28 protein-coding genes are annotated in these 26360 nt (G+C 75.3%); 15 read left to right on the top strand and 13 right to left on the bottom strand.

Annotated elements, in window-relative coordinates:
* Positions 1-73 precede the first annotated feature (73 nt).
* Together ACFVGO_RS25645 and ACFVGO_RS25640 are read right to left on the bottom strand one after the other, a co-directional pair.
* Complete coding sequence (locus ACFVGO_RS25645; protein ID WP_380634287.1) at positions 74-496, bottom strand: tautomerase family protein; 423 nt, start codon at positions 494-496, stop codon at positions 74-76.
* A gap of 98 nt (positions 497-594) precedes the next feature.
* Entirely contained in the window at positions 595-1302 is a 708-nt protein-coding gene (locus tag ACFVGO_RS25640) for an SDR family oxidoreductase (RefSeq protein ID WP_380634285.1), read from the bottom strand.
* 192 nt (positions 1303-1494) lie between these two features.
* On the opposite strand from ACFVGO_RS25640, the gene ACFVGO_RS25635 reads away from it, so the two are divergent.
* Positions 1495-2145 carry a helix-turn-helix domain-containing protein gene (locus tag ACFVGO_RS25635; RefSeq protein WP_380634282.1) on the top strand — a complete coding sequence of 217 codons (651 nt, stop codon included), beginning with the start codon at positions 1495-1497 and terminating at the stop codon, positions 2143-2145.
* Between the two features lie 51 nt (positions 2146-2196).
* Positions 2197-2916, top strand: a complete 720-nt coding sequence (locus ACFVGO_RS25630) for an HAD family hydrolase (RefSeq protein WP_380634279.1) — start codon at positions 2197-2199, stop codon at positions 2914-2916.
* A 1280-nt stretch (positions 2917-4196) separates the two neighbouring features.
* Here the strand turns inward: ACFVGO_RS25630 and ACFVGO_RS25625 are convergent.
* Positions 4197-4847: a GNAT family N-acetyltransferase gene (locus ACFVGO_RS25625; RefSeq protein WP_359906385.1), complete on the bottom strand. Its 651-nt coding sequence runs from the start codon at positions 4845-4847 to the stop codon at positions 4197-4199.
* Positions 4848-5055: 208 nt separating this feature from the next.
* Between ACFVGO_RS25625 and ACFVGO_RS25620 the strand changes: the two genes are divergently transcribed.
* Both ACFVGO_RS25620 and ACFVGO_RS25615 read left to right on the top strand, forming a co-directional pair.
* Positions 5056-6297: an acyltransferase family protein gene (locus tag ACFVGO_RS25620; protein ID WP_380634276.1), complete on the top strand. Its 1242-nt coding sequence runs from the start codon at positions 5056-5058 to the stop codon at positions 6295-6297.
* 77 nt (positions 6298-6374) lie between these two features.
* On the top strand, positions 6375-6722 hold the full coding sequence (locus tag ACFVGO_RS25615) for a hypothetical protein (RefSeq protein WP_359906391.1): 348 nt from the start codon (positions 6375-6377) through the stop codon (positions 6720-6722).
* 109 nt (positions 6723-6831) lie between these two features.
* Here ACFVGO_RS25615 and ACFVGO_RS25610 read toward each other — a convergent pair whose 3' ends face one another.
* The gene (locus tag ACFVGO_RS25610; protein ID WP_380634274.1) at positions 6832-7659 is read right to left on the bottom strand and encodes an alpha/beta fold hydrolase; all 828 of its coding nucleotides are present in this window, start codon (positions 7657-7659) and stop codon (positions 6832-6834) included.
* A gap of 46 nt (positions 7660-7705) precedes the next feature.
* Positions 7706-8371, bottom strand: coding sequence for a DUF4097 family beta strand repeat-containing protein (locus tag ACFVGO_RS25605; protein WP_380351802.1), 666 nt, complete (start codon positions 8369-8371; stop codon positions 7706-7708).
* A 308-nt stretch (positions 8372-8679) separates the two neighbouring features.
* Between ACFVGO_RS25605 and ACFVGO_RS25600 the strand changes: the two genes are divergently transcribed.
* Positions 8680-9417, top strand: coding sequence for a helix-turn-helix domain-containing protein (locus ACFVGO_RS25600; protein ID WP_380634297.1), 738 nt, complete (start codon positions 8680-8682; stop codon positions 9415-9417).
* Between the two features lie 54 nt (positions 9418-9471).
* Here the strand turns inward: ACFVGO_RS25600 and ACFVGO_RS25595 are convergent, their stop codons facing one another.
* The 3 genes from ACFVGO_RS25595 to ACFVGO_RS25585 form a co-directional block, all read right to left on the bottom strand.
* Positions 9472-10170, bottom strand: coding sequence for a hypothetical protein (locus tag ACFVGO_RS25595; RefSeq protein ID WP_380351804.1), 699 nt, complete (start codon positions 10168-10170; stop codon positions 9472-9474).
* The gene (locus ACFVGO_RS25590) at positions 10167-10391 is read right to left on the bottom strand and encodes a hypothetical protein (protein WP_359906403.1); all 225 of its coding nucleotides are present in this window, start codon (positions 10389-10391) and stop codon (positions 10167-10169) included. The genes ACFVGO_RS25595 and ACFVGO_RS25590 overlap by 4 nt, the downstream gene beginning before the upstream one ends.
* Positions 10392-10896: 505 nt before the next feature.
* Positions 10897-11835, bottom strand: a complete 939-nt coding sequence (locus ACFVGO_RS25585) for an NADP-dependent oxidoreductase (RefSeq protein ID WP_380634271.1) — start codon at positions 11833-11835, stop codon at positions 10897-10899.
* 136 nt (positions 11836-11971) lie between these two features.
* Between ACFVGO_RS25585 and ACFVGO_RS25580 the strand changes: the two genes are divergently transcribed.
* Positions 11972-12382, top strand: coding sequence for a helix-turn-helix domain-containing protein (locus ACFVGO_RS25580; RefSeq protein ID WP_359906406.1), 411 nt, complete (start codon positions 11972-11974; stop codon positions 12380-12382).
* Positions 12383-12519: 137 nt separating this feature from the next.
* Positions 12520-12915 carry a hypothetical protein gene (locus tag ACFVGO_RS25575; protein ID WP_359906409.1) on the top strand — a complete coding sequence of 132 codons (396 nt, stop codon included), beginning with the start codon at positions 12520-12522 and terminating at the stop codon, positions 12913-12915.
* Positions 12916-12963: 48 nt separating this feature from the next.
* On the opposite strand, the gene ACFVGO_RS25570 is transcribed toward ACFVGO_RS25575, so the two are convergent.
* The 3 genes from ACFVGO_RS25570 to ACFVGO_RS25560 form a co-directional block, all read right to left on the bottom strand.
* Positions 12964-13566: an AAA family ATPase gene (locus ACFVGO_RS25570; RefSeq protein ID WP_380351807.1), complete on the bottom strand. Its 603-nt coding sequence runs from the start codon at positions 13564-13566 to the stop codon at positions 12964-12966.
* A gap of 239 nt (positions 13567-13805) precedes the next feature.
* Positions 13806-14339 (bottom strand): DUF6328 family protein, encoded by a 534-nt coding sequence (locus ACFVGO_RS25565; RefSeq protein ID WP_359906414.1) that lies wholly within the window; start codon positions 14337-14339, stop codon positions 13806-13808.
* A gap of 11 nt (positions 14340-14350) precedes the next feature.
* Positions 14351-14995, bottom strand: a complete 645-nt coding sequence (locus ACFVGO_RS25560; protein WP_380634267.1) for a MarR family winged helix-turn-helix transcriptional regulator — start codon at positions 14993-14995, stop codon at positions 14351-14353.
* Between the two features lie 48 nt (positions 14996-15043).
* Here ACFVGO_RS25560 and ACFVGO_RS25555 point away from each other — a divergent pair, with 48 nt between their 5' ends.
* From ACFVGO_RS25555 to fusA, 3 genes are all read left to right on the top strand, one after another.
* On the top strand, positions 15044-15955 hold the full coding sequence (locus tag ACFVGO_RS25555) for a DMT family transporter (RefSeq protein WP_380634265.1): 912 nt from the start codon (positions 15044-15046) through the stop codon (positions 15953-15955).
* Positions 15956-16032: 77 nt separating this feature from the next.
* Complete coding sequence (locus tag ACFVGO_RS25550; RefSeq protein WP_380634263.1) at positions 16033-16551, top strand: hemerythrin domain-containing protein; 519 nt, start codon at positions 16033-16035, stop codon at positions 16549-16551.
* A 390-nt stretch (positions 16552-16941) separates the two neighbouring features.
* A complete protein-coding gene (gene fusA, locus ACFVGO_RS25545) occupies positions 16942-19047 on the top strand; it encodes an elongation factor G (protein ID WP_380634261.1) in 2106 nt (701 codons plus the stop codon).
* Positions 19048-19149: 102 nt separating this feature from the next.
* Here the strand turns inward: fusA and ACFVGO_RS25540 are convergent, their stop codons facing one another.
* Positions 19150-20019, bottom strand: coding sequence for an NAD(P)-dependent oxidoreductase (locus ACFVGO_RS25540; RefSeq protein WP_359906429.1), 870 nt, complete (start codon positions 20017-20019; stop codon positions 19150-19152).
* Between the two features lie 217 nt (positions 20020-20236).
* Here ACFVGO_RS25540 and ACFVGO_RS25535 point away from each other — a divergent pair, with 217 nt between their 5' ends.
* From ACFVGO_RS25535 to ACFVGO_RS25525, 3 genes are all read left to right on the top strand, one after another.
* A complete protein-coding gene (locus ACFVGO_RS25535; protein ID WP_380634259.1) occupies positions 20237-20881 on the top strand; it encodes a class I SAM-dependent methyltransferase in 645 nt (214 codons plus the stop codon).
* Between the two features lie 70 nt (positions 20882-20951).
* Positions 20952-21788 carry a helix-turn-helix transcriptional regulator gene (locus tag ACFVGO_RS25530; protein ID WP_380634295.1) on the top strand — a complete coding sequence of 279 codons (837 nt, stop codon included), beginning with the start codon at positions 20952-20954 and terminating at the stop codon, positions 21786-21788.
* 183 nt (positions 21789-21971) lie between these two features.
* Positions 21972-22877, top strand: coding sequence for a neutral zinc metallopeptidase (locus ACFVGO_RS25525; RefSeq protein WP_359906435.1), 906 nt, complete (start codon positions 21972-21974; stop codon positions 22875-22877).
* Between the two features lie 64 nt (positions 22878-22941).
* Here the strand turns inward: ACFVGO_RS25525 and ACFVGO_RS25520 are convergent, their stop codons facing one another.
* The gene (locus ACFVGO_RS25520; RefSeq protein ID WP_380634257.1) at positions 22942-23931 is read right to left on the bottom strand and encodes a LysR family transcriptional regulator; all 990 of its coding nucleotides are present in this window, start codon (positions 23929-23931) and stop codon (positions 22942-22944) included.
* Between the two features lie 67 nt (positions 23932-23998).
* Between ACFVGO_RS25520 and ACFVGO_RS25515 the strand changes: the two genes are divergently transcribed.
* Positions 23999-24460 (top strand): hypothetical protein, encoded by a 462-nt coding sequence (locus ACFVGO_RS25515; RefSeq protein ID WP_380634256.1) that lies wholly within the window; start codon positions 23999-24001, stop codon positions 24458-24460.
* Positions 24453-26090, top strand: coding sequence for a multicopper oxidase family protein (locus ACFVGO_RS25510; RefSeq protein ID WP_380634255.1), 1638 nt, complete (start codon positions 24453-24455; stop codon positions 26088-26090). The genes ACFVGO_RS25515 and ACFVGO_RS25510 overlap by 8 nt, the downstream gene beginning before the upstream one ends.
* Positions 26091-26360: the final 270 nt, after the last annotated feature.

Here is a 26360-nt window from a genome sequence, read left to right as displayed (position 1 = left end):
GGCCCGTGCCGGTGGGCCTCCCGCTCCGCCGTACCGCCTCCCGTGGCGGTGAGGGCGGTGAGGTGCGGCGGGGTCAGTAGGGCAGGGGCCGGTTCTCGCGGGCCCACGCGCGTTCGGCCTCGCTGCGGGGCGGGGGCGGGGCGATGCCGTCCGTCATCCACAGGTCCTGGGGCGTCTCGTCGATGTGGAACTCGCAGTACAGGCCGCGCTCGGCGGTGTGGGGCGCGAGGAGGGCGGCGAGGCTCTCACGGGTGTGCCGGCGCGCCTGCGGGTCCGCGTTGTGGCGGGCGATGTGCTCGACCACGATGCGCACCGCGCTGTCGGCCGGTTCGCCGCCGACGTGGAAGGAGTCGGCGGCGATCTCGTGGAAGAGGGTCATGACGTAGAACCTCGGCAGCCCGATACGGGTGTAGAACCCCGTGACGTCGCCGGCCAGTCGACGCTTCTGCTCGGGGGTGTAGGTGCCGGGAGGGTGGTAGACGTGCCACAGCGGCATGGGGTGTGCTCCTCGGTGTCGGTGTCGGTGTCGGTGCGTGCTGGTGTCGGTGCGCGTCGGTGCGTGCCGGCCCCGGTGCGCCGGTCCCGGCGCGGGGGTCAGCGGCCGATGCGCACGGTGAGGCCCTCCACCGGCCCGGACAGGGCGGCCTTGACGGCCCGGGTGGCGTCGTCGACGAGGACCTCGCTCTCGCCGCGCGCCAGGGCGTCCAGCACGATCCGGGCGACCTCGGCCGGCGGGACCTTCTCGACCGGGAGGGCCGCGACCATGTCGGTGTCCGCGAAGCCCAGGTGCACGCCGAGGACCTGGGTGTGCTGGGCGGCGAGCTCCAGACGCAGGGAGTTGGTCAGCGACCACAGTGCCGCCTTGGACGCCCCGTAGGCCCCGGCGCCCGCGCCCCAGGACAGCAGCGAGTGGATGTCCACCATCGCGCCGCCGCCGCGCGCGGCCAGCACCGGCGCGAACGCCCGGGCGACGCGCAGCGGGCCGAGGACGTTGGTCTCGAAGGTGGCCCGGACCTCCTCCAGGTCACCGGTCAGCAGCGGCCCCGGGTACAGGACGCCGGCGTTGTTGAAGACGATGTCGACGTCGTCGGCGGTGGCGGCCGCGGCGGCCACCGAGGCGTCGTCGGTCACGTCCAGGGCGAGGACCTCCACCCGCGGGTCGCCGCCGGCGCCGGGGGCGGGGGTGCGGGCGGTGGCGTAGACCTTCCCCGCGCCGCGCGCCAGCAGCTCCGAGACGAACGCCCGGCCCAGGCCGCGCAGGCCCCCGGTCACCAGGACGGTGGAGCCTTCGATCACGGTCATGCGCATCTCCTCGCTCTCGGGGCGGCACCGGCCGTGACTGGCGGCGCCGCAGCGTTTAGATTATTACCATCATCTAAACGGGATGGGAAAGTGGACCCCGGGAACACCACCCGGGAGCACCGCCCGGGAGCACCGCCCGGAGCACCGCCCGGGAACACCACCGCCGTCCGACACGAGGAAGGGAGCCGCGGCATGCCCCGCGTCTCACGCGCCGAGGCCGAACGCAGCCGCCGCCGCGTCATCGACCACACCGCCCGCCTGATCCGGGAGAAGGGCCCCGACCAGGTCAGCGTCCCCGAGGCGATGGCCGCCGCCGGACTCACCCACGGCGGCTTCTACCGGCACTTCGCCTCCAAGGACGACCTCCTCGCCCAAGCCCTCGCCGCCGCCTTCACCGAACGCCGCGAAGCCATGGAACGACTCGCCGACCAGCCCGCCAACCAGCCCGCCGACCGGCCCGGCGACGACCGCACCCCCCGCGCCGAGTTCCTCGACCGCTACCTGTCCGAACCCCACCGCGACCACCCCGGCCACGGCTGCGCCGCCGCCGCACTGGCCGCCGACGCCGCCCGCACCGAACCCGGCTCCCCCCTGCGCACCGCCTACACCGCCGGACTGCGCGAACTCGTCGACGCCCTGGCCGCACTGCCCGAAGGCGCCGGACGGCAGGAGACCCTTGCCGACCTGTCCACCATGGTCGGAGCGCTGCTGCTCGCCCGCGCCAGCGACGACACCGCACTGTCCGAGGAGTTCCTGGCCGCCGCCCGCCACCGCCTGGCCGACGGGGCGGACCGCGGGGACGGGGCGGACGGGGGCGGCGACGGGGCACCGCGGACCGCATAGGGTCCGTACGTGACCGGGCGGACCCGGACGGAACCAGCGGAAGGACGGACCGTGCCGATCAGAGGCGTGATCTTCGACGTCGACGACACCCTGTTCGACTACTCGGGCTCGGAACAGGCAGGCATCCTCGCCCACCTGCACCACCTCGACCTGCTGCACCGCGTCCCCGACCCGCAGAGCGCCGTGACGCTGTGGCGCGAGGTCATGCAGGAGCAGTACGCCCGCTTCCTGGCCGGCGAACTGACCTTCGCCGGACAACAGCGCGAACGCGCCCGCCAGTTCCTCGCCCGCCTCGGCGAGGACACCACCACCATGCCCGACGAGACCGCCGCCGCCTGGTTCGCCGGCTACACCGCCCACCGCAACGCCGCCTGGACCGCCTTCCCCGACGCCGCCCCCACCCTCGCCGCCCTCGCCCCCACCCACCGCCTCGGGGTCGTCTCCAACGCCCCGATCGACCAGCAACGCCCCAAACTCCACGCCACCGGGCTGCTGCACCACTTCGACGACACCGCCCTCGTCGGCTCCGACCGGCCCGGCGAGGCCAAACCCGACCCCGCCATCTTCTGGACCGGCTGCGCCCGCCTCGGCCTGCCCCCGCACGAAGTCGCCTACGTCGGCGACAACTACGACCTCGACGCCCTCGGCGCCCGCAACGCCGGCCTGCACCCCTTCTGGCTCGACCGCACCGCCACCCGCACCGACCCGGCCGACGACGGCATCCACGTCCTGCACACCCTCACCGCCCTGCCCGCCGCCCTCCACCCCTGAGCCGGGCCGCCCCCGCACACAGAAAGTCGGCCGGGCCGACTTCTGGCGCACGCAGGAGGAGAAGCGGGGTCGGGCGAGCGCACGGAAAGTCGGCGGGGTCGACTTTTGGCGCGTGCGGGAGGTGGGGCGGGGCTGGTGGCCCAGGCCCGGCCCCGGTGCCGGTGCTCGTCGGCGGTGCCGGGCGAGCGCGCGGGAAGTCGGCCGGGCCGACTTCCCGCTCCTCGGGGCGTGTTGGCCGTTGGCCGCTCACGGGCCGTTCGCCGGTCGGTCCGCTGCCTGTGCATCTGGCACGGCCACTGCCTCGCACGGAAAGTCGGCGGGGCCGACTTCCCACTGCCCGGCCCGTTTTCCGGGAATCGCCGGCTGAGCCGCCCCGCTGGCGGGGCCGACTTCCCACGTGCGGGGCCGCAACGCCACGCGGTACCCCAACTGCGGGGACCGTTCGCCGAGCGCCGGAAGTCGGCCCGGCCGACTTCCGGCGTCGAGGCATGGAGCGGAGCCGAATCCCTCGTCCGCGACCTGGGCCCCGGCTGACGGCGATTCCCGTGCCGACCAGTCCGGCCCTCGTCAGCAGGCCCGCGCCTCCCGCGGCTGTCGCGGGTTGTGGGGGAGTGGGAAGTCGGCGGGGTCGACTTCCCACTCCCCGGGCCGCGTTGGCCGCAGGCTGCTCGCTGATGGGGAGGCGTGAGCGCATCGGAAGTCGACGGGGCCGACTTCCGCCGTCGAGGAAGGGCTTGAACTCGAAGCTCTCGTCGGGCGCCTGGCCTTGGGCTGCTGGCGATTCCCTGGCCGAGCTGCCCGATTGCCGCTGGTCGGCCTGTCTCCCCTGGGGCTTTCCCTTCGGCCCGTGCCGCGCGCCGGCTCTGCCCGTCGGCCGGGCCGACTTCCGGTGTTGAGGCCGGGTTGGGACCTGATGCCCTCGTTCGCCGCTTGGGCCGTGGGCGGATGGCGATTCCCAGTGCCGAGCTGCCCGGTGCTCGCTGGCAGGCCCGCGTCTCCCGCGGCTGTCGCGGGTTGTGGGGGAGTGGGAAGTCGGCGGGGTCGACTTCCCACTCCCCGGGCCGTGTTGGCCGCAGGCTGTTCGCTGGCGGGGAGGGGTGAGCGCGCGGGAAGTCGGTGGGGCCGACTTCTCGCGCGGGGAGATGGGGCTCGGGGGGGTCCGAAGCTCGTTCACCATCCGGGCCCGTGCTGCGTGCGGTTGTTGCGGGGGAGTGGGAAGTCGATGGGGCCGACTTCCCACTCCCCGGGGCGTGTTGGCTACCGGCCGTTCGCTGGTGGGGTCAGTCGGTGAGGCCGAACATGGTGCGGCAGTCGGCGCTCAGGCCGGTGACGGTGACCGGGGTGCGGGCGTGTTCGGCCCAGGCCTCGGGGCTCAGGCGCAGGCGTTCGGAGACCACCACCCGCCCGTCCAGGACGTCGCGGTCGATGCCGTCGCCGCGGTAGCCGAGCTTGCGCGAGACGGCCAGGGAGGAGTGGTTGTCGGTGAAGGAGAGCGAGGTCGCCGAGCGCGCGCCCAGCTCCGCGAAGGCCAGGTGGAGCATCGCGGCCCGCATCTCGGTGCCCAGGCCCTTGCCCTGGTGCTCCAGGCCGAGCCAGGAACCGGAGACGATCTCGCGCCGCACGCCGAACTCCTTGGCGCGCATGTCCTGGATCCCCACCGGGCGCCCCTCGTGGAAGGCGACCAGGTCCAGCGCCCAGTGCTGCGCGCTCCAGCGGCCCAGCCGTGCCCAGTGCGACTGCATCACGTGCCGGGCGCGTTCGGCCGGGGGCAGCTCGCCCCACGGCGTCAGGAACGGACGGTCCTGGGGCAGGTGGACGCCGCGCGCGGCGACGTCCGCCACCTCGGCGAGTTCGTCCTCGGTGGGCAGGCGCAGCTCCAGGCGGGGCGAGGTCACGCGCAGCCCCCGCAGGGGCCAGTGGTCGGTGATCATCGAACCAGTGTGCCCAGCGGGCGCGCGACCCGCACCGCCATTTCCACCCGGCTCGCCGCCCCCCGCGTCCCGCCCCGGCTCGCCACCAGCGCATCCCGCCCCCCGCTCGCCACCAGCGCATCCCGCCCGCGTGTTCCGCCCCGCTTTACACCGTCCGGGCGACACCGTCAGTGACCCGACTTGACGCACAGTCACCTAAGGTCATGTTATGAGTGCACGAAGTGATGCTCTGCTCGTCGGAGAACCGCCACCCCCGCACCGCCTGCCCACCCTCACCGCCCTGCGCTTCGCCGCCGCCCTCGCCGTCTTCCTCTTCCACGCCTTCCTCATCACCGACCCGCTGCGCCCGCGGGCCCCGCTCGGCTTCTTTGCCGACCCCCGCCTCGCCGCCGCCCTCGCCCACATCACCTCCAAGGCCGGCTACGCCGGGGTCTCGTTCTTCTTCGTCCTCAGCGGCTTCGTCCTGACCTGGTCCGCGCGGGACGGCGAGCGCCCCGCCGCGTTCTGGCGCCGGCGCCTGGCCCGGATCTACCCCAGCCACCTGGCGATGTGGGCCGCCGCCGCCCTCCTGTTCGCCTGGGCCTGCCCGGTGCGGGTCTGGCTGCCCAACCTCCTGCTCGTGCACGCCTACTCGCCCGACCCGAACATCAACTCGGGTATGAACATGCCCAGTTGGTCGCTGTGCTGCGAGGTCCTGTTCTACCTGCTGTTCCCGCTCCTGCACCGCGCCGTACGGTGTCTGCCCGATCGCGCCCTGCGCCCGGCCCTGGCCGCCGTCCTGCTGGTGGCCGCGGCCGTCGCGGGAGCCGACGCCGCCCTGCTGCCGTCCTACCCCCGCATCCCCCAACTCCCGGTGTCGCTCGACCAGTTGTGGTTCGGCTACCTCTTCCCGCCGGCCCGGCTGCCGGAGTTCGTCCTGGGCATGCTGCTGGCCCGGGCCGTCGCCGCCGGTCTCGCCCCGCGCATCCCCCTCGCCCCCGCCGCCCTCCTGGTCGCGCCCGCCTACGCGCTCACCCTCGCCGTCCCCTCGCCCTACGACTTCGTCCTGCCGATGGCCCTGCCGATCGCCCTGGTCATCTGCGCCGCCGCCCACCGCGACCTGCACCGCGGCGGCCCGCGCCCCGCGCCGCGCCGCCTGGCCCAGTGGCTGGGCGGCGTCTCCTTCGGCTTCTACCTCTGCCAGGGCGTCGTCCTCTTCCACGGCCGCCCCCTCGTCCTCGGCGACCGCACCTACCCGACCCCGATCGCGGTCCTGCTGACGCTCGCCGCGTTCGCCGCGACCCTGGCCGCCGGGGCCCTCGTCCACACCCTGGTCGAACGCCCGGCGGTACGGCGCCTCGCCCGCCGCCGTGGCACGGCGGGGGGCGAGGTGGATAGGCTCCGCCCATGTCGAGCCGGCACCGATCGAGGGGATTCGCCGCCGCCCAGCTCTCGATCGTCGACGAGCTGAGCATCCTCCCGTTTCCCGAGCGGGAGGTCCGGCCGGGGACGGACCGTCGATGGGGTGGGCCCGGACACCATGTGGCAGTGCTCGGGGAGAGCCGGGACTTCTGGGAGGACCGCAGCGAAGAGATCGTCGAGGCGGCCGAACGGGAGCTGGAAGCCGATCTCCACGCGCTGACGGCCGTTCTGGCCGACCGCTGGGGAGATCCGGCGACGGTCGAACTGTGGCCGTATCTCGGGTTCGACGACCCGGATCCCGAATCGGCGGCTCCGGAGCCGCTGGGCTTCCTGTGCAACGTCGCCGGCACCATGCGCGTGTGGTGGCTGCCGTCCGGCGGCCGTTGGCTCGCGCTGGCCGTCGGCCAGGCCGATCCGGAGTTCCCGTTCGAGCTGCTGGCCGCCGTCGGTGAGGAGTCCTCGCTTCCGCGCTGAGCCGCGGCGTGCAGGGCCGCCGTTCCGGCGGGCCGCCCGGCGGTGCCCGGTGGCGGCAGGTGGCGGCAGGTGCCTGTGCCGGTGGCGGCCGGTGCGGGTGCGGGGGCCGTCAGCGGCCGGAGGCGGGGCGGTCCAGGGCGGCGACCTCGCGGACGGCGTCGGCGATGGCGCGGAAGTCCTTCTTCAGGATCGCGCCGTGGTTGCTGGGGACCTTCGCGCTGATCTCTATGTGCCGGTTGCGCTCGGTCACCGCGGGCAGGGCCGCGCGGATGATCTCCTGCTCCTCGCCCTTGCTGCCCAGGGACACCCCCGAGGCGACCACGTACCGGGTCGGGACGGTGACGGCGTCCAGCACCGGGCCCAGTGCGCCGGCGCTGCCGATCCTGCCGAGTTCGATGTTGCAGTCGGACATCTGCCGGTGGGTCATCCGCGGGGTCAGGCCGGTGGGGCGCATCAGCGCCATGAGCGGCGCCCACTGCCGGAACTGCCTGCGGATGCGCTGCTCCATCTCCTCGGTGAGCCAGTCGTAGGGCTGCGCGCCGTCGACCAGGACGGCGCCGATGGTGCGCCGCGGGTTGCGCGAGGCCTGGTGCGCGCCGAGGAACGCCCCGTAGGACCAGCCCACCAGCAGGGCCCGCTCGACGCCGCGGGCGGTGAGGACGGCGTCGATGTCCCGGACGGCGGCCTCGAAGGAGTAGTCCGCGGAGCGCTTCGACCTGCGGCCGCGGGCCCGCTCGTCGTAGGTGATGTGCCGGAACCGCGGGCCGAGTTCGGTGATGACGCGGCGCCAGTGGCCCTGGGTGGCGAACTGGCCGTTGAGGTAGAGCACGGGCAGGCCCGGGCCGCCGGTGTCGGTGACGGCGAGGGCGGTGTCGTCGACCGGCAGCATGCCGGTCCACGCGCTCGGACGGGTGGTGGGTGTCGCGTTGCCGGTCATGGTGTCCCCCTGGAACTGGATGGTGTCGGCCCGGGCGGGGCCGGGGTCAGAGGCTGCGGGCGGTGATGTCGCCGTGGGAGGTGGTGGCGCGGATGTCGAGCACGGTGGTGCCGTCGTTGCGCAGGGCGTTGGCGATGCGGCCGTGGCCGGTGCCGGCGTCCAGGGCGGCCGGGACGCCGGCGGCGGCGCCGACGGTGATGCTCCCGGCCTGGGTGGTCAGCTCGACGGTGCCGCGCCGGGCCTCGGTGATCCGGATGTCGCCGCGGGTGGTGGCGATCCGGGCGGGCCCGGTGAGCCGGCCGACCTCGACGTCGCCGTCGACGGCGGTCAGGTCCAGGCTCGCGGCCTCGTCGACCTTGGTGGTGCGGTACGCGCCGTCGAAGGCGACGTCGCCGAGGCGGCCGACGACGCGCAGTTCGGCGGCGGCGGCCCTGCCCCGGACGGCGGAGCCGGCCGGCAGCTGGACGGTGACCTCCAGGGAGCCGGTGGGGCCCAGGAACTGGTTCCCGGCCGCGGCGGTGGTGATCCGCAGGACGCCGTCGGCGAAGGCGACGTCGGTGCGCTCGGCGGCCTGGACGTCGCGGTTCTTGCCGGCCTCGGCGGGCCGGACCTCGACGGTGGTGTCGCCGCGCTCGGCGGCGATGAACCGGACGCGCCCGCCGGGGATGTCCAGGACGACGGTGATCGGGGCGGAGGTGTCGAACTTCTGCATGGTGCGCTCCTGGGTGGATGCGGGGGTGGGTGCGGGCTCGGCCCGGTTCCGGGCCTGCCCCGTCGGTGTTTCCGACGTTGGAAACGCTACGTTGCTTTCAAGATCTCGGCAACTAGTTCGTTGCGTCAAAACAGCGTTGCAGCAGGTGAATGACGGGAAACTGTTGCAACGGATGTGTCAATGAATGCAACGGCGACCGTTGCGACCATTGCAATGGGTGAAAGGTGAACGCTATGGTGGGGCCGACCGGTGACCCCACCGGCAAGCACGCCGCGAACCGTGCGGCGACGACCACCGAGGAGAACGCGATGCCCGGAGGCAGGCTCACCCAGCAGGAACGCCGACAGATCGCGCTGGGGCTGGCCGACAGCCTCCCCTACGCCGAGATCGCCCGGCGCCTGGAACGCCCCACCTCCACCGTCACCCGCGAGGTGATGCGCAACGGCGGCCCCCTCGCCTACCGCGCCGACCTCGCCCACCGCGCCACCGAGCACCGCGCCCAGCGGCGCCGGCCCGCCACCCCCGGCGCACAGCAGTCCGGTCCGCAGCCCCACGGGCGCGACAGCGAGGCCGTGGCCGCCTACGAGGAACAGCTCACCACCGTCCTGATGGGCTCGGGCCTCAACCGGATGGGCGCCCGGGTGATCACCTGCCTGTCCACCACCGACGCGGGCAGCCTCACCGCCGCCGAACTCGCCCAGCGCCTGCAGGTCAGCCCGGCCTCCGTCTCCAAGGCGATCGCCTTCCTGGAGAGCCAGAGCCTGGTGCGCCGCGAACGCGACGAACGCCGCCGCGACCGCTACATCGTCGACGACGAGCTCTACTACCAGGCCGTCATCGCCAGCGCCCGCGCCAACGACCGGGTCATCGAAGCCGCCCGCCAGGGCGTCACCGTCCTCGGCCCCGGCACCCCCGCCGCCGTCCGCCTGGAGAACATCGCCCGCTTCCTCGACTTCATCAGCGAGAGCATCGTGCGCGCCGCCGACCAGGCCCGCGAAGTCCTCCACACCAAGCCGGCCTCCACCGCGGGCAGGGAACCGGAGTAGGAAGCCGGAGTGGGAAGTCGGCGGGCTCGACTTCCCACTCCGCGGCCGTGAGGGTCAGGCCGCCCGGCGCACGGCGGCCTTCTCGATCGTCCGGATCCGCCGCCACGTGTACACCCACGCGTCGATGTCCCGCACCCCGCAGATCTGCAGGTAGTGCCGCACCTTCTCCATCTGCGGAAGCACCGAGGCGTTGAGCATGTCGGAGATCGTGCTGCGCCGCAGGACCTTGCCGTACGCCGTGTGCCGCTGCCGGTGAAGCCTCTCGCTGCGCTCCTCCAGCCGGCGCAGCGACGGCTCGCCGGCCCAGACCCTGACGTCCTCCAGGCCCGCGACGAACTCCCGCACGGTGGAGAACAGCACGGGGTCGGGTTCCCCCGCGGCCGGGACCGGCACGCGCCAGTCGGGGGCGGGACGCTCGTCGGCGGGGGGCTCGGTGGCGGGGGGTTCGGCGGCGGGGGGTTCGGCGGGGGCGCGCCGAGCGAAGGTGCGGGCTGCCGAGGCCGCATCGCGCAGGAGCAGCGCGTGCTGCTGGTCGCGACTGCTCACGCCCATGCCGTCCAGCAGTGCCTTCAGTGCCTGCTCCGAGGGAAGAAGCCTCCCCGTGAGCATGCTGCTCACGGCGCTGACCGACAGATCGCTCCCTCTGGCGATCGAGCTCAGGGACGGCAGGCCTGCCAGTAGGCGCTGGTGCTGCAGCTCGGCGACGAGCCGGGCGCGGGCGGGAGGGATCCCCGTGCGATCCGGCGTGCTCATCGCCGCCCCCGGGCGGCCGTGCCGGAGGCCTCCACCGCGGCGGTGACGACGACGGTCACCAGCGCCTCGACGGTGTACCCGAGGACGATCAGGGCGATGACGCCGGCCAGGGCGACCGCGAGGAACGCGGCGGACGGCGCGGCGCGCCGCAGGTCGTGGCTCCCGGCGTACTGGGCGGGCGGCGGTGTGCGCCGCACCGCGCAACGGAACTCGAACAGCACAGTGATCCCTTTCTGAACTCTCAACCCGGACGTGGGGATTGCCGTCCCCTGGGCCGCCCGGCGGGCGGCTGGGTCAGATCATGCGCGGGCCGCGAAGGCCGGTGCAAGTTCGTGTCCGCGGGCGCTGCCGGAAGCAACACGGCTTCGGAAGAGGTGATGTGACGGGCTTTCGGGACACCTTCGGACACCGCCGCGCCGGCACCGGGGCCCGCGCGTCCGGGGCCGTCCGAAGCCGTCCGCGTACCTGCGGGCGCAGTCGCGGGATCGCGCCTGCTCAGGGCGTTCGGGCGTCCGAAGGCGTCCGGGAGTGTCCGAAGTCGTCCGGCCGGCTTGGTCGGAGCCCCGCCGGCTGCCACAGTGCAACCCGAGAGCCCTTCCCCTCAACCCGGACGGTCTCCCCGGGCGGAGCGCTGTTGCCGCAGTCCCGCCGTGACGCGGATCACATCGAAGAAGGCCTGCCCCGTAACGGGAGCAGGCCTTCTTTCCGTTCCCCGGGGGCGGCGGCTCAGGGGGTGAGGACCAGTCGGCCGCGCAGGTGGCCGGCCTCCAGGCGGCGGTGGGCGTGGGCGGCGCTGGTCAGGGGGAGGGTGTCGGCGACCCGCAGGGTGAGGCGGCCGTCGGCGGCGAGGGCGCAGAGGCGGGCGAGGGCGGGGCCGTCGGCGGTGATCCACACGTTGGCGACCCGGATGCCGCGCAGGGCCGCCGGGGCGCTGCCGGCCGCGACCGCGACGAAGGCGCCGCGACCGCGCACCGCGCCCAGCGCCCGCACGCCCAGCAGGGCGGCGTCGATCGCGCCGTCGACCCCGCCGGGCACCGCCTCCCGTACGGCGGCGGCCGCATCGGGCGCCGTGCGCGGCACGAACCACTCGGCGCCCAGCCCGCGCACCAGCGGCTCGTCGCCCTCCCCGGCCAGTGCGACCACCCGCAGGCCGCGCAGGACGGCCAGTTCGACGGCGAAGCCGCCGACCGCGCCCGCGGCGCCGGTGACCAGGACGGTGGAGCCGGCCGGAAGGTCGAGCAGGTCCAGGGCCTGCAGCGCGGTGAGGCCGTTCAGCGGCAGCGTCGCGGCCTGCGCGAGGGTGGCGCCCGCCGGGGCGGGGGCCAGGGTGTCCGCGTCCAGGACGACCTGGTCGGCGTAGGTGCCGAGGTCGGTGTCCAGGCGGTCGCGCAGGCCCACCACCGGCTGCCCGGGGGCGAATCGCGTCACACCGGGGCCGACGGCGTCCACCGTCCCGGCCACGTCCCAGCCGATCCCGGTCACCGCCCGGGGCGCCATCAGCCCGGCCCCGGCGAGCACCCCGGAACGGGTGACCGCGTCCACCGGGTTGACCCCGGCAGCCGCCACCCGCACCCGCACCTGCCCGCGGCCCGGCTGCGGCAGCGCCACCTCCACCAGCTCCAGCACCTCGGGACCACCGAACCCCCGCACCACCACGGCACGCATCGCACCCACACCCCTCGCGCCTCGGCTCGCGCCGTCGGCTCATCCATCGGCAACCCCACCCAACCTAAGGAGAGTTACTCTCCACGGGGAAGGACGCACCCGAAGGTGCGTACCGTACGGAAAGGAGAGTGGGCCGGTGCCCACCACGACCGCCGCCCAGCGCCGCGCCGCCGAGGCCGCCGACTACGACGCCTACCTCGCCGAGTGCCCGGCCCGCCAACTCCTCGACCGGATCGGCGACAAGTGGGCCAGCCTCGTCGTCAACGCCCTCGCCGACGGACCGCTGCGCTACAGCGGCCTGCGCCGGCGCCTGGCCGGGGTGAGCGAGAAGATGCTCACCCAGACCCTGCGCGCCCTGGAACGCGACGGCCTGGTCGGGCGCACCGTCACCGCCGGGGTGCCGGCCCGCGTCGACTACGCGCTCACCGCGCTCGGGCGCGACCTGCTGCCGCTCATGCGGCAGATCAAGGCCTGGGCCGAGTGCCACATGCCGCAGGTGCTCACGGCGCGCGCCGCGTACGACGCCGGGCACCAGGCACCGGACTGACCCGAACGCCGCCCCCGGCCGGTGAGGGAGGCGGACCGGGGCGCAACCTCCGGTGGGCAGGCTCGTTGGGTCTACAGGTCGAACCGACCGGCCGGGGCGGGAGCGTGCCACCCCCGGCCCTGACGGATGGGGATGTCATGACCGACGCCGACGCCGACACCGCCGCGGGCTCCGCGGTCCGCAGCGGCAGCCCGGACTCCGCGGTGGACCGGGTGGCCGACTTCTACGGCGCCTACATCGACGCCGTCTCCGACGGCACCGACGACCTGGGCGACCAGCTGCGCTCCCACTACCTCACCGAGGACTTCCGTCAGCGGCTGGCGGCCTGGGAGGAGGCCAACCACGCCGACGGCGTGCTGCGCGCCCAGGACGTGCCCACCCGCTGGGAGGTGCTCTACCACGACTCGGGCGCCGGGCACCTGTTCACCACCGTCACCCTGACCTGGGGTACCGGCCCCGACGCCGGGCACACCCGGCTGGCGGTGCAGAGCGACCTGAGTACCAAGCTGATCTCGGACATCGAGGACGCCTGATCCGCCGTCACGCCACCCGCCGTCCCGCCGCCTCCGCCCTCGCGGGGGTCACGCCAGGGCCGCGGCCAGGCGCTCGGGCAGGGTGGCGTACGGGCGGCAGTCGACCACGGGCAGCGCGTGGGCGCGGGCCTGGTCGGCGAGCCAGGTGCTGTAGCGGGCGCTGACGGCGGCGCGCTCGGGCTGCGGGCCCGAACCGGGCTCGCGGTCGGCGTAGTTGGCGCCGATGCGCCGCGGGTCGTCCTCGTGCAGGAAGACCGCGCGCACGCGCCGGCCCTGCCCGGCGGCCTCGGCAACGGCGCGGGCGGCGGCGGCCGGGGTGAGGTAGTCGCCCTCCACGATCGCGGGCACGTCCACGGTGAGCCGGTTGCGCACGACGCCCAGCAGCGCGTCGTCCAGGGCGCGGGCGGTGGCGATCTGGAGCTCCAGGACGCGGTCGGCGGGCAGCGCGTCGGGGTCGGGCACGGTGGCGAAGTGGTGCAGGCCGGGGTGGCCGGCGGGGGTGGTGGCGGCCTGGAGGGCGGCCACGACGTCGTCGAACTCGACCACGAACGCGCCGTGCCGGGCGGACAGGCGGGCGGCGGCGCGGCTCTTGCCGAGGCCGGACGCGCCGCCGATCAGCAGGACGTCCCACGGGCTTTCGTCGGTATGCATACCGGCACGGTAAGCGGTCCGGGGTGCGGGTGGGCTCTGTGGGGTGGGGGAGGCGGCCCGGCGGGCGCCTCCCGGCCCGGCCCCCGGCGCCCGGCAGCCGGCCCCGGCCCGGTCCGTGGTCCGCCGCCCGTGCAACCCCGCTGCGGGCGGCGGCAGCGGCGAAGGCGGCGATGGCGAAGGCGGTGGCGAAGACGGCGGTGGCGAGGGCGGCGGTGGCGAGGGCGGCGGTGGCCGTCGGGTCAGGCCCGGTGGTGGGTGGCGGAGCGGCGCACCGCCCAGGGCAGGACGAACCACAGCACGGCGAAGACCAGCGCGATGGCGCAGGTGATCGGCACCGCCGGCACGGTGCCGAGGACGACGTCGAGGACCAGCAGCACGGCGCCGGTCAGCGCGCAGGCGAGCAGCAGCAGGCCCACCTGGGCGATGCGGGCGGAGACGTCGACGATCCGCGCCTTGCCGGGGTGGCGGTACAGGCCGCGGTGCAGGGCGACGGGGGTGGCCAGGACGGCCGAGGAGACGACCGACAGCAGCAGGGTGACGATGTAGATGTCCTGCTGGGCGTCGGTGAGTTGGGGGAAGCGCGGGGTGAAGGCGACGCCGAGCAGGAACGCGAAGACGATCTGCACGCCGGTCTGGAGCACCCGCAGTTCCTGGAGCATCTCCACCAGGCGCCGGGCGGCCCGCACCTCCGGGTTCCGCCAGCCGGGCGGGGGAGCGGAGGAGTGCCGGTGGTGCGGCGGCGGGGCGTCGGGCGGGGGAGTCTCGCTGGCCATGCGTCAGCTTCTCACGGTCCGCCGTCACCGCCCCGCTCCGTACGGCCCGCGTCCCCGGTGCCCCCGGCGCCGCTTCCACCGGTGCGGCTTCCACCCGCGTCCCCGGTGCCGTCCAGGCGGTGCTGCCAGGCGGTGAGCAGGCCCTGCAGGGCGGCGGCCTCCTCGGTGCTCAGGTGCGCCAGCAGGCGGTGCTCGTTGCGCAGGTGGGCGGTGAACGCCTCGTCGAACAGGCGCCGGCCGGCGTCGGTGAGGGCGACCACGCGCCCGCGCCGGTCGTCCATGGCGGGGCGGCGGGTGACCAGCCCGGCGCGCTCCAGCCGGTCGATCCGCTTGGTCATCGCGCCGGTGGTCACCATCGTGTGCGCGGCCAGCTCGCCCGGGGCCCGCTCGTACGGGGCGCCGGCGCGGCGCAGCGCGGCGAGCACGTCGAACTCGCCCTCGCCCAGGCCGTAGCGCTGGTAGACGAGGGTCAGCTCGGCGGTCAGGCGGGCGGCGAGGCGGTGCAGGCGCCCGATGACGGCCAGCGGGGAGACGTCGAGGTCGGGGCGCTCGCGCCGCCACGCGGCCTGGATCTGGGCGACGTGGTCCGGGGACCGCTCCTCGTGCCGGTCCTCGTACCGCTCCTCGTGCCGGTCCTCGTGCTGGTCGGGCTCCATGGACGCCACCCTACGCCAGTAGCTTCCCAGGAAGCTATATTGCCTTCCATGGAAGCCACCAAACGCTGGGTGCTGCTCACCGCCCTCGCCCCCGTCGCCTGGGGCGCCAACTACTGGGTCACCCACGCCCACCTGCCCGCCGACCGCCCCCTGTGGGGCGCCGCCCTGCGCGCCCTGCCCGCCGGACTGCTGCTGCTCGCCCTCGCCCGCCGCCGCCCGCACGGCGCCTGGTGGTGGCGCAGCGCCCTGCTCGGCCTGCTCAACACCGCCGCCTTCTTCGTCCTGCTCTACCTCGCCTCCCAACTGCTGCCCACCAGCGCCGCCGCCACCCTCATGGCCGCCTCCCCGCTGGCCCTGCTGCTCACCGCCTGGGCGCTGGCCGGGCAGCGGCCGCGCCGCGCGCACCTGGCGGGGTCGGTGGTGGGCCTGGCCGGGGTCGCCCTCGCACTGGCCGGAACGGGGGAGGGGATCGGCTGGGCCGGGCTGGCGGCCTCCGCGGCCGCGATGCTCGTCTCCTCCGTCGGCTACGTGCTGGCCGCCCGCTGGCGCGAGGGCGCCGACCCGCTCACCGCCACCGCCTGGCAGCTGACCGCCGGCGGCCTGGTGCTGCTGCCGCTCGCCGCCGTCGCCGAGGGCGCGCCCCCACCGGCGGACGGGCCCACCCTGCTCGCCTTCGGCTACACCACCGTGGTCGCCACCGCGCTCGCCTTCACCTGCTGGTTCGCCGGGCTGCGCCACCTGCCGGCCGGCACGGTGGGCCTGCTCGGACTGCTCAACCCGCTCACCGGCGTGCTGCTGGGCACCGCGCTGGACGGCGACCCCTTCGGGGTGCGCCAGGGCGCGGGGCTGGCGCTGGTGCTCGCCGGCATCCTGCTCGGACGCCCGCGCGCCGGCGCGGCCGCCGAACCCGCCGCCGAGCCCGGCCCCGCCGCCCGCTTGCCTTCCGGCCGGGGCGCGTGATCCGATGGCGCGAGCATCGCGTGCCGGTGACGGACTGCGTCAGGCATGGAGGTGCGGAACCGAAGGGACCGCCACCCGTGGCCTCCCCCTCCACCGGCCGTACGGCCGCCCTCAGCCTGCAACTCTCCCGCGCGCACCAGGACTTGCGCCGACGCCTCGCCGACCTGCGCACCAACCTCGGCCGGCCCCGCCGCCCCGACGGCGACGGCAACGAACTCCTCACCCACTGCCTGGCCTTCTGCACCGCCCTGACCAACCACCACCAGGGCGAGGACACCGGCCTGTTCGCCCAACTCCTGCGCGAACGCCCCGACCTGGCACCGACCATCGGCAAACTCGTCGAGGACCACGGCTTCATCACCCACATCCTCGCCCGGGTGCGCCACCTCGCCGACCGGGCCGCCGGGCAGTCCGACGCCGGCGTCCAGGGCGCCACCGGCGCCGACCTGGAGGCGATCGGACGCGAACTCGACGGACTCGCCGCCATCATGGACTCCCACTTCGCGTACGAGGAACGGGCCATCGGCGCCGCCCTGGACGCCGGGGTGCGCGACGACGGCTGGTCGGAGCCGGTGCTGCGCTTCCGGGCGCCGTAGGACCCGGCGCCGTAAAACCCGGCACCGTAAAACCCGTCGCACCGGCCGGCCCGCCTTCCCTACACTCGCCACGCGGCCGCGCCCCGACGCGCGGCCCGCCGCGACAACGCGACGACCGCGACGACGAACGGGACGAGAGAGGGGGCGGGCGGCCATGCCGAAGCAGAGCGCCGCCGCCCCCTCTCCCGCGTCGCGGTACGAGGTGATCCTGGTGTCCTCGGCCTTCCGGTGCCCGCTGCGCGGCCGGCACCGGAGCAGTGCCGCCACCGTCTGACACCGGCCTGTCCGGCCGTAACCCCATTCCGTGGTCATGAATCCGACGATCCGTCGGCACTGCTGGAATCGCGCGCCCACCCCATGAGCGGAACCGCCTCGAAAGGCACCCGGGCCATGCGCACCCACACCACCACCACCCGCAGCACCACCCGCGGCACCACCACCGCCACCGGCACCACCGCCGCCGCGACCGCCGGCATCGCGGCCGTCCGCAACCTCGGCATCCTCGCCCACGTCGACGCCGGCAAGACCACCGTCACCGAGCGGATCCTCTACCTCACCGGCACCACCCACAAGCGCGGCGAGGTCCACGACGGCACCACCGTCACCGACTTCGACCCCCAGGAGCGCGACCGCGGCATCACCATCTTCGCCGCCGCCGTCAGCTGCGCCTGGGCCGGGCACCGGATCAACCTCATCGACACCCCCGGCCACGTCGACTTCGCCGACGAGGTCGAGCGCTCCCTGCGGGTGCTCGACGGCGCGGTGGCGGTGTTCGACGCGGTCGCCGGCGTCGAGCCGCAGAGTGAGTCGGTGTGGCGCCAGGCCGAACGCCACGGCGTGCCGCGCATCGCCTTCGTCAACAAGCTCGACCGCGCCGGCGCCGACCTGGACGCCGCCGTCGCCGCCATCCGCGAACGCCTGCATCCGCGCCCGCTGGCCGTCCACGTGCCCATCGGCGCCGAGGAGTCGTTCACCGGCGTCGTCGACCTGGTCGGCCAGCGCGCCCTCACCTGGGACGAGGACGGCACCCTGCACGAAGGCCCGGTCCCGGCCAGCCTCGAAGCCGTGGCGGCCGAGCGCCGCCGCGCCCTGGAGGAGGCGGTGGCCGAACTGCACCCCGAAGCCCTGGAGGAGTTCTGCGCCCGCGCCACCCTGGGCGCCGACACCCTCACCGCGGCCCTGCGCGACCTCACCCGCACCGGCGAGGTGGTCGTGGTGCTGTGCGGCTCCGCCTACCGCAACCGCGGCATCGAACCGCTCCTGGACGCCGCCGTCGCCTACCTGCCCTCCCCGCTCGACGTCCCGCCCACCCGCTCCGCCGACCGCGCCCAGCAGCGCGACCCCGACCCCGAACAGCCCCTGACCGCCCTGGCGTTCAAGGTCACCTCCGCCCCGACCGGGCGCCTGACCCACCTGCGCCTGTACGCCGGAACCCTCCACAAGGGAGCCACCGTGCTCGACACCGCCACCGGCCGCCGCGAGCGCGTCGCCCGCATCCTCACCGTCCTGGCCGACCGCCACACCGAGACCGACACGGCCCGCGCCGGCGACATCGTCGCCGTCGTCGGCCCCAAGCACACCCGCGTCGGCGCCACCCTGTGCGACGCCGACCACCCCATCGTCCTGGAGGCCCCCGTGAGCGCCGAACCGGTCGTCACCGTCGCCGTCGAGGCCCGCCGCGCCGCCGACACCGACAAGCTCGCCGCCGCCCTCGCCCGCCTGGCCGAGGAGGATCCCTCGCTGCGCGTGGCCACCGACCCGGAGACCGGCCAGCGCACCCTGTCCGGCCTGGGCGAACTGCACCTGGAGGTCGCGGTGGAGAAGGTCCGGCGCGACGCCGGCGTCGAAGCGGTCGTCGGGCGCCCGCGCGTCGCGCTGCGCGAGGCCCTCACCGAGGGCGTCACCGGCTTCACCTACCGGCACGCCAAACAGGACGGCGGCGCCGGGCAGTTCGCCCACCTCGTCCTCGACGTCCACCCCCTGCCGGCGGGCACCGAGGGGGAGTTCGCGTTCACCTCCACCGTCACCGGCGGACGGGTGCCGCGCGAGTACGTGCAGGCCGTCGAGGCCGGCTGCCGCGACGCCCTGGCCGAGGGCCCGCTCGGCGGGCACCCGGTCACCGGCGTCGCCGTCACCCTCACCGACGGGGCCACCCACCCCAAGGACTCCTCCGAGCTCGCCTTCCGCACCGCCGCCCGCCTCGGCCTGCGCGAGGCCCTGCGCGCCTCGCGGATGCACCTGCTGGAACCGCTGGCCGAAGTGAGCGTCACCGTGCCCGAGGACGCCCTTGGAACCGTCCTGGGCGACCTCGCCGCCCGCCGCGGCCACGTCCGCTCCACCGAACCCGGCCACGGCGCCACCGCCCGGGTCGGCGCGCTGGTGCCGCTGGCCGAACTGTTCGGCTACGCGGGCCGCCTGCGCGGCCGCACCCAGGGCCGCGGCACCTTCACCACCCGCCCGGCCGGCTACGCCCCCGCGCCCACGCCGGCCGGCTGAGCGGCACGGACCGGCCGAGCGGCGCGGGCCGACTGAGCGGCGCCGGCCGGCTGTGCGGCGTCGCCCGGCCCTCCCCGTACCGGGAGGGCCGGACGGCGTCCGCTACAGCGCCCCGGCGTCGGCCGCCGCCCACGCCGACGGGTACAGCGGACGCCAGCCCAGCTCCCGGCGCGCCGCCGCCGTGGACACCTGTCCCTCCCACGGGTCGAACGGCTCGGCCGGCTCGGCCGCCTCGGACGGTGAACTGCCGGGGTGCGTCCGACCGTTGAGCGCGTACAGGTCCCAGGCCGTCAGCGGCGCGTCGTCGCCGACGTTGTACGTGCGCCCCTCGATGCCGGGCGTCACCACCGCGCGCCACAGCGCCCGCGCCACGTCCGCGTGGTGCACCACCGCCAGGCGCTGGTGCGCGGGCCAGTTCGCCGCCCAGTGCAGCGACTGCGCCAGGTGCGGATCGCCCTGCCCGTAAACGAACGCCAACCGGGCCACCACCAGAGGCAGTTCGTCCCCCAGGGCGCGCAGCCCCGCCTCGGCCTGCGCCTTGGACGCCGCGTACACCCCCCATGCCGGATCCGGTGCGAGCCGGTCGCCCTCCACGGCGGGGCGCCCCAGCCCCCGCCCGTACACCAGGTTCGTACTGGTGTGGACGAACCGCCGCACCCCGGCCTTCGCGGCCTCCCGCCCCAGGGCGACGGCCGCGTCCCGGTTGACCGCCCACGCCGCCTCGTCCGGCACCCCGCGCAGCGCCGCCGCCACGTTCAGCACCACCTCGGCGCCCTCCAGCGCCCGCGCCCGGTCCGCCTCCTCGCACAGGTCGCCGACCACCACCTCCACCCCGTCCAGGGCCCGCGCCTTCGCGGCGTCCCGCACCAGCACCCGCACCGAGGACCCGTCCGCCTCCGCCCACCGCACCAGCCGCGGCACCAGCCTGCTGCCCACCGAACCCGTCGCGCCCGTCACCAGGATCGTCGCCATCGTCCGCCTCCTCCAGGAGAGTTGATCACCTTCGACACCCACCACCCTGCCCGCGCCCCGAGCGGTGCGGCAGAGACCTCCCGATCCAGGGACCGCCGATCCCTGGCTGGGGCCGCGTGCCCTCGGCCCTGGCGCTCGCACGGCCCCGGGCGCAGGGCCGGCCGGGCCCGGGTGAAAAGCGGTCGCGCTCCCGGCGGGCGCGCCGTAGCGTGCGCGCGTGGACGACGAGAATCCGAAGGAAGTGGTCCGGCGCGGGTACGACGTGCTGTCGGAGCACTACGAGCGGGCGTTCGGCAGCGGGACGAAGTACGGACCGTGGATCGAGGAGCTGCTCGGCCGGCTCCCCGGGGCCGCGGCCGTCCTGGACATCGGGTGCGGCACCGGGGTTCCCGTGGCCCGGTCCCTGGTCGAGGCGGGCCACCGGGTGACGGGGGTCGACATCAGCGAGGTCCAGGTCCGCAGGGCCCGGCAGCTCGTGCCGGGCGCCGACTTCATCCGGGCCGATGCCACGACCGTGGAGCTTCCCCGGGGCCGCTTCGACGCCGTCGTCTGCCTGTACACCCTGATCCATGTGCCGGTGGAGGAACAACCGGCCCTGCTGGAGCGGATCGCCCACTGGCTGCGGCCGGGAGGCTGGTTCCTGAGCACCACCGGGCACCGGGCCTGGACCGGCACCGACGAGAACTGGCTCGGCGGCGGGGCCGCGATGTGGTGGAGCCACGCCGACGCCGCCACCAACCGCGGGTGGCTCGTGAGCGCCGGCTTCGACGTGGTCCACGAGGAGTTCGTGCCCGAGGGCGACAGCGGCCACGTCCTGTTCCGGGCCCGGCGCCGCGGACACCCACCGCGCGCCGACGGGTGACGGAGTCCGCGAGCGGGGGACCGCCGGTCCCTGGTGGCGGCGGGCTCCGGCGGGCCATGCTGGGGGCATGATCGACCGAGCGGCACTGGCCGACTTCCTCACCCGTACCCGGGCCCGGCTCGCCCCCGCCGACCTGGGGCTGCCGCCCGGGGTCCGGCGGCGCACACCGGGGCTGCGCCGGGAGGAGGTGGCGCAGGTGGCGGGGCTGTCGGTGGACTACTACGCGCGCCTGGAGCAGCGGCGCGGCCCGCAGCCCTCGCCGCAGCTGCTCGCGGCGCTGGCGCGGGCGCTGCGGCTGAGCGAGGACGAGCGCGACCACCTGTTCCGCCTCGCCGGGCACGAGCCGCCGCGCCGGCACGGGCCGCTCGGGCACGTGCGGCCGGGGCTGCTGCTGATCCTGGACCGGCTGCACGACACGCCCGCCCAGGTCGTCTCCGACCTCGGCGACGTCCTCGCGCAGAACCCGATGGCCACCGCCGTCTTCGGCGACGTCACCGCCCTGGCGCCCGAGCGGCGCAACCTGCTGCTGCGCTGGTTCACCGAACCGGGCGTCCGGGCGCTGTTCCCGCCCGAGGACCACGAGGACCTCGCCCGCGCCCACGTCGCCTCCCTGCGCGCCGCCCGCACCGCCCGCCCCGGGGACCGGCGCGCCGCCGAACTGCTGGAGCAACTCCTCGCCAGCGGCGAGGAGTTCACCTCATTCTGGGAGCGCCACGAGGTCGCCCGGCGGCGCAGCGGCCGCAAGCGGGTGCTGCACCCGGTGGTGGGGCCGCTGGAGCTGGAGTGCGAGGTGCTGGCCGCCGGCGGCGAGGACCAGCTGCTGCTGGTGCACACCGCCGCGCCGGGCGGCGAGTCGGCCTCCCGTCTGGAGCTGCTGCGCGTCGTCGGCGCCCCGGCGCCCGCCTGACCGCGCCCGCCCGACCGCGCCCGGGCCGCCGGGGCGGGACCGCCGGGCGGGACCGCCGGTCGGGGCAGCCGGGACCCGCTGCGGCGCGATCCGGGGCGGGGCCCGTAGGCTGGGCCGGGCCGTCGACGGTACAGACCGTCACCAGTAGGGCGGAACGCGACAGAAGCGGGCAGGCAGGGGCACATGCAGTTCGACGACCAGGGCGACCTCGACACCTCGCAGGTGGACGACCGGCGCGGCATCCCGGGCGGGAAGATCGCCATCGGGGGCGGGGCCGTGGGCCTGATCGCGGTGCTGTTCGCCGTCGTCCTCGGGGTCGACCCGCAGCTGCTGGGCCTGTCCTCCGGCTCCGGCTCCTCCTCCAACTCCTCCGGCGTGCGCACCGCCGGCGAGGCGCAGCAGGCCTGCAAGACCGGGGCGGACGCCAACAAGCGCCAGGACTGCCGGATCGTGGCGGTCACCAACAGCCTCCAGGAGTTCTGGCGCACCGAGCTGCCGCGCGCCGCCAAGGTCCCGTACAAGAACGCCGAGACGGTGCTGTTCACCGGCCAGGTCTCCACCGCCTGCGGGGCGGCGACCTCGGCGGTGGGCCCGTTCTACTGCCCCGGCGACAAGAAGGCCTACGTCGACCTGGGCTTCTTCAACGAGCTGTCCGCCCGCTTCGGCGCCAAGGGCGGCCCGTTCGCCGAGTCCTACGTCGTCGCCCACGAGTACGGCCACCACATCCAGAACCTCACCGGCGCCATGCAGAAGGTCGGCAACGACCGCCAGGGCGCCACCAGCGGCTCGGTGCGCCTGGAGCTGCAGGCCGACTGCTACGCCGGGGTGTGGGCGCACCACGCGACGACCACCCCGCAGCCCTCCACCGGCCGTCCGCTGATCGCCTCGCTCACCGACCAGGACATCGCCCAGGGCCTGGACGCGGCGGCGGCGGTCGGCGACGACCGGATCCAGCAGCAGGCCACCGGGCGGATCAACCCGGAGGCCTGGACGCACGGTTCCGCCGAGCAGCGCAAGGCCTGGTTCACCACCGGCTACCGCAGCGGCGACTTCGCCCAGTGCGACACCTTCTCGGCCGCGAAGCTGTAGCGGCACTCGAACGGGGGACCGGCTGTCAGAAGCCGCCGGCAGCCCGCCGTCCGCCTGCCGGCCGTCAGAAGCCGCCGGCAGCCCGCCCGCCGGCCCCTGTCCGGCCGCCGCCCGCCCAGTCCCAGCCCGCGATCGCCTCGCGCAGCAGCCGGGCGCCGGCGGGCAGGCGGGCCCGCGCGTCCCAGAACAGGGTCAGGGAGCGCCGGCAGTCGGGGCTGTCGACGCCGACCCACACCAGCGGCAGGCGGGTGGCGGTGCGCCGGGCGACGGCGGGCACCAGGCCGATGCCCAGGCCCGCGCTGATCAGTTCGGCGATGGCGCCGGCCTCGTCGCTCTCGCAGACGATCCGCGGCACCAGCCCGCGGGCGGCGAACAGCCGGTCCAGCAGGCGGCGTTGCCAGTGGCCGGGGCGGGCGGCGATGAACGGGCGTTCGGCGAGCTCCTCGACGCCCACCGAGGTGCGGCCGGCCAGCGGGTCGCCCACCGGGACGGCCAGCCCCACCTCCTCGTCCAGCAGCGGCACCGACTCCAGGCCCTCGGCGGCGACGGGCTGGGAGAAGACGGCGAGGTCGACGTCCTGGGCCCGCAGTCGCCGCGCCGCCTCCTGCGCGGACAGCTGGTGCAGCTCGATCTCCACCCCCGGGTGGCCGCGCTTGAACGCCGCCAGCGGCCCGCTGAAGGCCAGGAACGTCTCCGAGGCCAGGCGCACCGTGCCCAGTCCCTGCCCGGCGGCCTCCGCCACCGCCCGTCGGCCCGCCTCCAGTTCACCGAGCGAACGCTCCGCGTAGCCGCGGAACAGGTGCCCGGCCGCGTTCAGCCGCAGCCGCCCGCCCCGCTCGAACAGCGGGGTGCCCAGCTCGGCCTCCAGCCGGGCGATGGAGCGGCTCAACGACGGCTGGGCGACGCGCAGTTCCTCGGCGGCCCGGCTCAGGTGCTCCAGCCGCGCCACCGCCAGGAACTGCGCGAGCGTGTTCAGGTCCACCGGCGCCCCCATGCCCGAGGCGTCATAACGCCATAGCAATATTGATCTTAGACAGGATAACCGGACGGTCATAGCGTCATGGGCGGGGCCGCGCACCGGCACACAGCGCGGCCCGGCAACGGTTCGAGGAAGGACGCCCATGGCCATCGCCGCCGACAGGACCCCACCGGAGCCGAGGGCCCGGTCCGCCGCGGGGGAGCGGACCGGGCCCGCCGGACGGACCCTGCGCGCCCTGGCCGCCGCCCACACCGCCGCCGTCTTCGGCCAGCCCGTCTTCGCCGGCGTCTACCTCAGCGGCGACTACGACGCCCTCTCCTGGCACGCCGCCGGCGCCAACGCCGTCACCTCCCTCGGCTACCTCCAGCTGATCGCCGCCCTCGTGGTGTGGATCCGGCTGCGCCGCGGCTGGCCGGCGGCCGCCACCCTCGCCGTCGTCGCGGCCGAGACCGTCCAGTACTTCGCCGGACGCGACGGCGCCCTGTGGCTGCACCTGCCCCTGGGCGTGGCCACCATCGCCGCCACCGTCGTCCTCACCATCGCCCTGTGGAGCACCCCGCTGCCCGCCCGCCGCCCCGCCCGCCGGGAGGGCGACCGTGACTGAACCCCGCCCCGGCCGCCCGCTCGGCATGACCCGCCGTCAGATCATCGGCATCGGCGGCGCGTTCGGCCTGCTCACCACCACCGGCCTCGCCACCGCCGCCACCCTCGCCCGCCGCCCCGCCACCACCGGCGCCCAACTGCGCAGCACCGCCGCCCTGCCACCCCCCTACCGGGTGCCGCTGCCGCTGCCCGCCGTCGCCAAGCCCCTGTCCACCGACGGCGGAGCCGACCGCTACGAGATCGTCCAGCGCGAGACCGACGCCGAGATCCTGCCCGGCCTCACCACCCGGCTGTGGACGTACGGCGGCACCTTCCCCGGCCCCACCATCGAGGCCCGCCGCGGCCGGCCCGTCACCGTCACCCACCGCAACGAACTGCCGGTACCCACCGTCGTCCACCTCCACGGCGGGCACACCCCCGCCGACTCCGACGGCTACCCCACCGACCTCGTCCTGCCCGCCGGCTGGCCCGAGACCCCCCACGTCATGCCCGGCATGCAGGGCGCGGACGGCATGCCGGGCATGGGCGGCGCCATGACCGACCCCCGCGCCGTCACCAGCCGCCGCACACGCGACTACACCTTCCCCAACGACCAGCGCCCCACCCTGCTCTGGTACCACGACCACCGCATGGACTTCACCGCCCCCGCCCTGTGGCGCGGCCTCGCGGGCCTGCACATCGTGCGCGACGACGCCGAGGAAGCCCTCGGCCTGCCCGCCGGCCCCCGCGAGATCCCCCTGATGATCACCGACCGCGCCTTCACCGCCGACGGCGCCCTGACCTACCCCTCCCTCGACCCCACCCTGCGCGAGCGCCCCGGCGTCACCGAACCCCACCTCGCCGGCGTCCTCGGCGACGTCGTCCTCGTCAACGGCGCCCCCTGGCCCGTCCACGAGACCGACGCCGCCCGCCACCGCCTGCGCCTGCTCAACGCCTCCAACGCCCGCCACTACGAGATCGAGGCCCGCACCGAGGACGGCCGCCGCCTCGACCTCGTCCAGGTCGGCGCCGACCAGGGCCTGCTCGCCACCCCCGTCACCCACCAGTCCCTGCCCCTGGCCCCCGCCGAACGCCACGACCTCGTCGTCGACTTCGCCGCCGCCCCCGTCGGCTCCCTGGTCCGCCTCGTCAACCGCCTCGGCACCGGCCGCACCCGCGACATCATGGCCTTCCGCATCACCCGCCGCCCCGCCGCCGACGACAGCCGCATCCCACCCGTCCTGTCGACCGACCTGCCCGAATGGAGCCGCCAGGACGCCGTGCGCACCCGCGACTTCGCCTTCCGCGCCGGCCGCATGAACGGCGGCCACGGCTGGCTGATCGGCGGCCGCCCCTTCGACCCCGCCCGCACCGACGTCACCGTCCCCCTCGGCGACACCGAGATCTGGCGCCTGATCGCCGACGTCCACCACCCCGTCCACCTCCACCTGGTGGGCTTCCGCATCCTCACCCGCGGCGGCAGGCCCCCGCTGCCCCACGACGCCGGCCTCAAGGACACCGTCTCGCTGCGCCCGGGGGAGTCCGCCGAGATCATCACCCGCTTCGACGGCTACCGCGGCCGCTACCTCTTCCACTGCCACAACGCCGAGCACGAGGACATGGGGATGATGGCCAACCTGGAAGTCGTCTGAGCGTCCGGCCCGGGCCCGCCCGCCCGAAGGCGTCCGGCCCGCGCGCCTTGACCTGCCCATTGCGCGGGCCGCACCCACCGGGCGCACGGGCGGGTGCCGGGGCCCGCGGGGTGCGGGGCGGGGCCGGCCGGGGCCGGTCGGGGCCGGTCGGGACACGGCGAACGCAACCGGAATGCAGCCTTCCGTCCGGTTCGGGGTGAAGTGCCGGACCTTCACCGCTCTCCCACCGGATGATCACTCTGCTGCCGTGATCCCGACCCCCGCCGTACG

It is taken from the genome of Kitasatospora sp. NPDC057738, assembly GCF_042798815.1.
In the GTDB taxonomy this organism is placed as follows: Bacteria; Actinomycetota; Actinomycetes; order Streptomycetales; family Streptomycetaceae; genus Kitasatospora; species Kitasatospora lactacystinica.
The sequence above is the reverse complement of the archived record's forward strand: the minus strand, read 5'-3'. Positions and strand labels throughout refer to the sequence as shown.

Excerpts from the sequence above, each read along its gene's own strand:
- ACFVGO_RS25540 (WP_359906429.1), bottom strand. The coding sequence starts at position 20,019 with ATGGCGACGATCCTGGTGACGGGCGCGACGGGTTCGGTGGGCAGCAGG.
- ACFVGO_RS25515 (WP_380634256.1), top strand. The coding sequence starts at position 23,999 with ATGGCCATCGCCGCCGACAGGACCCCACCGGAGCCGAGGGCCCGGTCC.
- ACFVGO_RS25555 (WP_380634265.1), top strand. The coding sequence starts at position 15,044 with ATGGAAGCCACCAAACGCTGGGTGCTGCTCACCGCCCTCGCCCCCGTC.
- fusA (WP_380634261.1), top strand. The coding sequence starts at position 16,942 with ATGCGCACCCACACCACCACCACCCGCAGCACCACCCGCGGCACCACC.
- ACFVGO_RS25610 (WP_380634274.1), bottom strand. The coding sequence starts at position 7,659 with ATGACCGGCAACGCGACACCCACCACCCGTCCGAGCGCGTGGACCGGC.
- ACFVGO_RS25625 (WP_359906385.1), bottom strand. The coding sequence starts at position 4,847 with ATGATCACCGACCACTGGCCCCTGCGGGGGCTGCGCGTGACCTCGCCC.
- ACFVGO_RS25595 (WP_380351804.1), bottom strand. The coding sequence starts at position 10,170 with ATGAGCACGCCGGATCGCACGGGGATCCCTCCCGCCCGCGCCCGGCTC.
- ACFVGO_RS25520 (WP_380634257.1), bottom strand. The coding sequence starts at position 23,931 with ATGACCGTCCGGTTATCCTGTCTAAGATCAATATTGCTATGGCGTTAT.
- ACFVGO_RS25620 (WP_380634276.1), top strand. The coding sequence starts at position 5,056 with ATGAGTGCACGAAGTGATGCTCTGCTCGTCGGAGAACCGCCACCCCCG.
- ACFVGO_RS25570 (WP_380351807.1), bottom strand. The coding sequence starts at position 13,566 with ATGCATACCGACGAAAGCCCGTGGGACGTCCTGCTGATCGGCGGCGCG.
- ACFVGO_RS25640 (WP_380634285.1), bottom strand. The coding sequence starts at position 1,302 with ATGACCGTGATCGAAGGCTCCACCGTCCTGGTGACCGGGGGCCTGCGC.
- ACFVGO_RS25565 (WP_359906414.1), bottom strand. The coding sequence starts at position 14,339 with ATGGCCAGCGAGACTCCCCCGCCCGACGCCCCGCCGCCGCACCACCGG.
- ACFVGO_RS25525 (WP_359906435.1), top strand. The coding sequence starts at position 21,972 with ATGCAGTTCGACGACCAGGGCGACCTCGACACCTCGCAGGTGGACGAC.
- ACFVGO_RS25600 (WP_380634297.1), top strand. The coding sequence starts at position 8,680 with ATGCCCGGAGGCAGGCTCACCCAGCAGGAACGCCGACAGATCGCGCTG.
- ACFVGO_RS25575 (WP_359906409.1), top strand. The coding sequence starts at position 12,520 with ATGACCGACGCCGACGCCGACACCGCCGCGGGCTCCGCGGTCCGCAGC.
- ACFVGO_RS25645 (WP_380634287.1), bottom strand. The coding sequence starts at position 496 with ATGCCGCTGTGGCACGTCTACCACCCTCCCGGCACCTACACCCCCGAG.
- ACFVGO_RS25605 (WP_380351802.1), bottom strand. The coding sequence starts at position 8,371 with ATGCAGAAGTTCGACACCTCCGCCCCGATCACCGTCGTCCTGGACATC.
- ACFVGO_RS25635 (WP_380634282.1), top strand. The coding sequence starts at position 1,495 with ATGCCCCGCGTCTCACGCGCCGAGGCCGAACGCAGCCGCCGCCGCGTC.
- ACFVGO_RS25585 (WP_380634271.1), bottom strand. The coding sequence starts at position 11,835 with ATGCGTGCCGTGGTGGTGCGGGGGTTCGGTGGTCCCGAGGTGCTGGAG.
- ACFVGO_RS25560 (WP_380634267.1), bottom strand. The coding sequence starts at position 14,995 with ATGGAGCCCGACCAGCACGAGGACCGGCACGAGGAGCGGTACGAGGAC.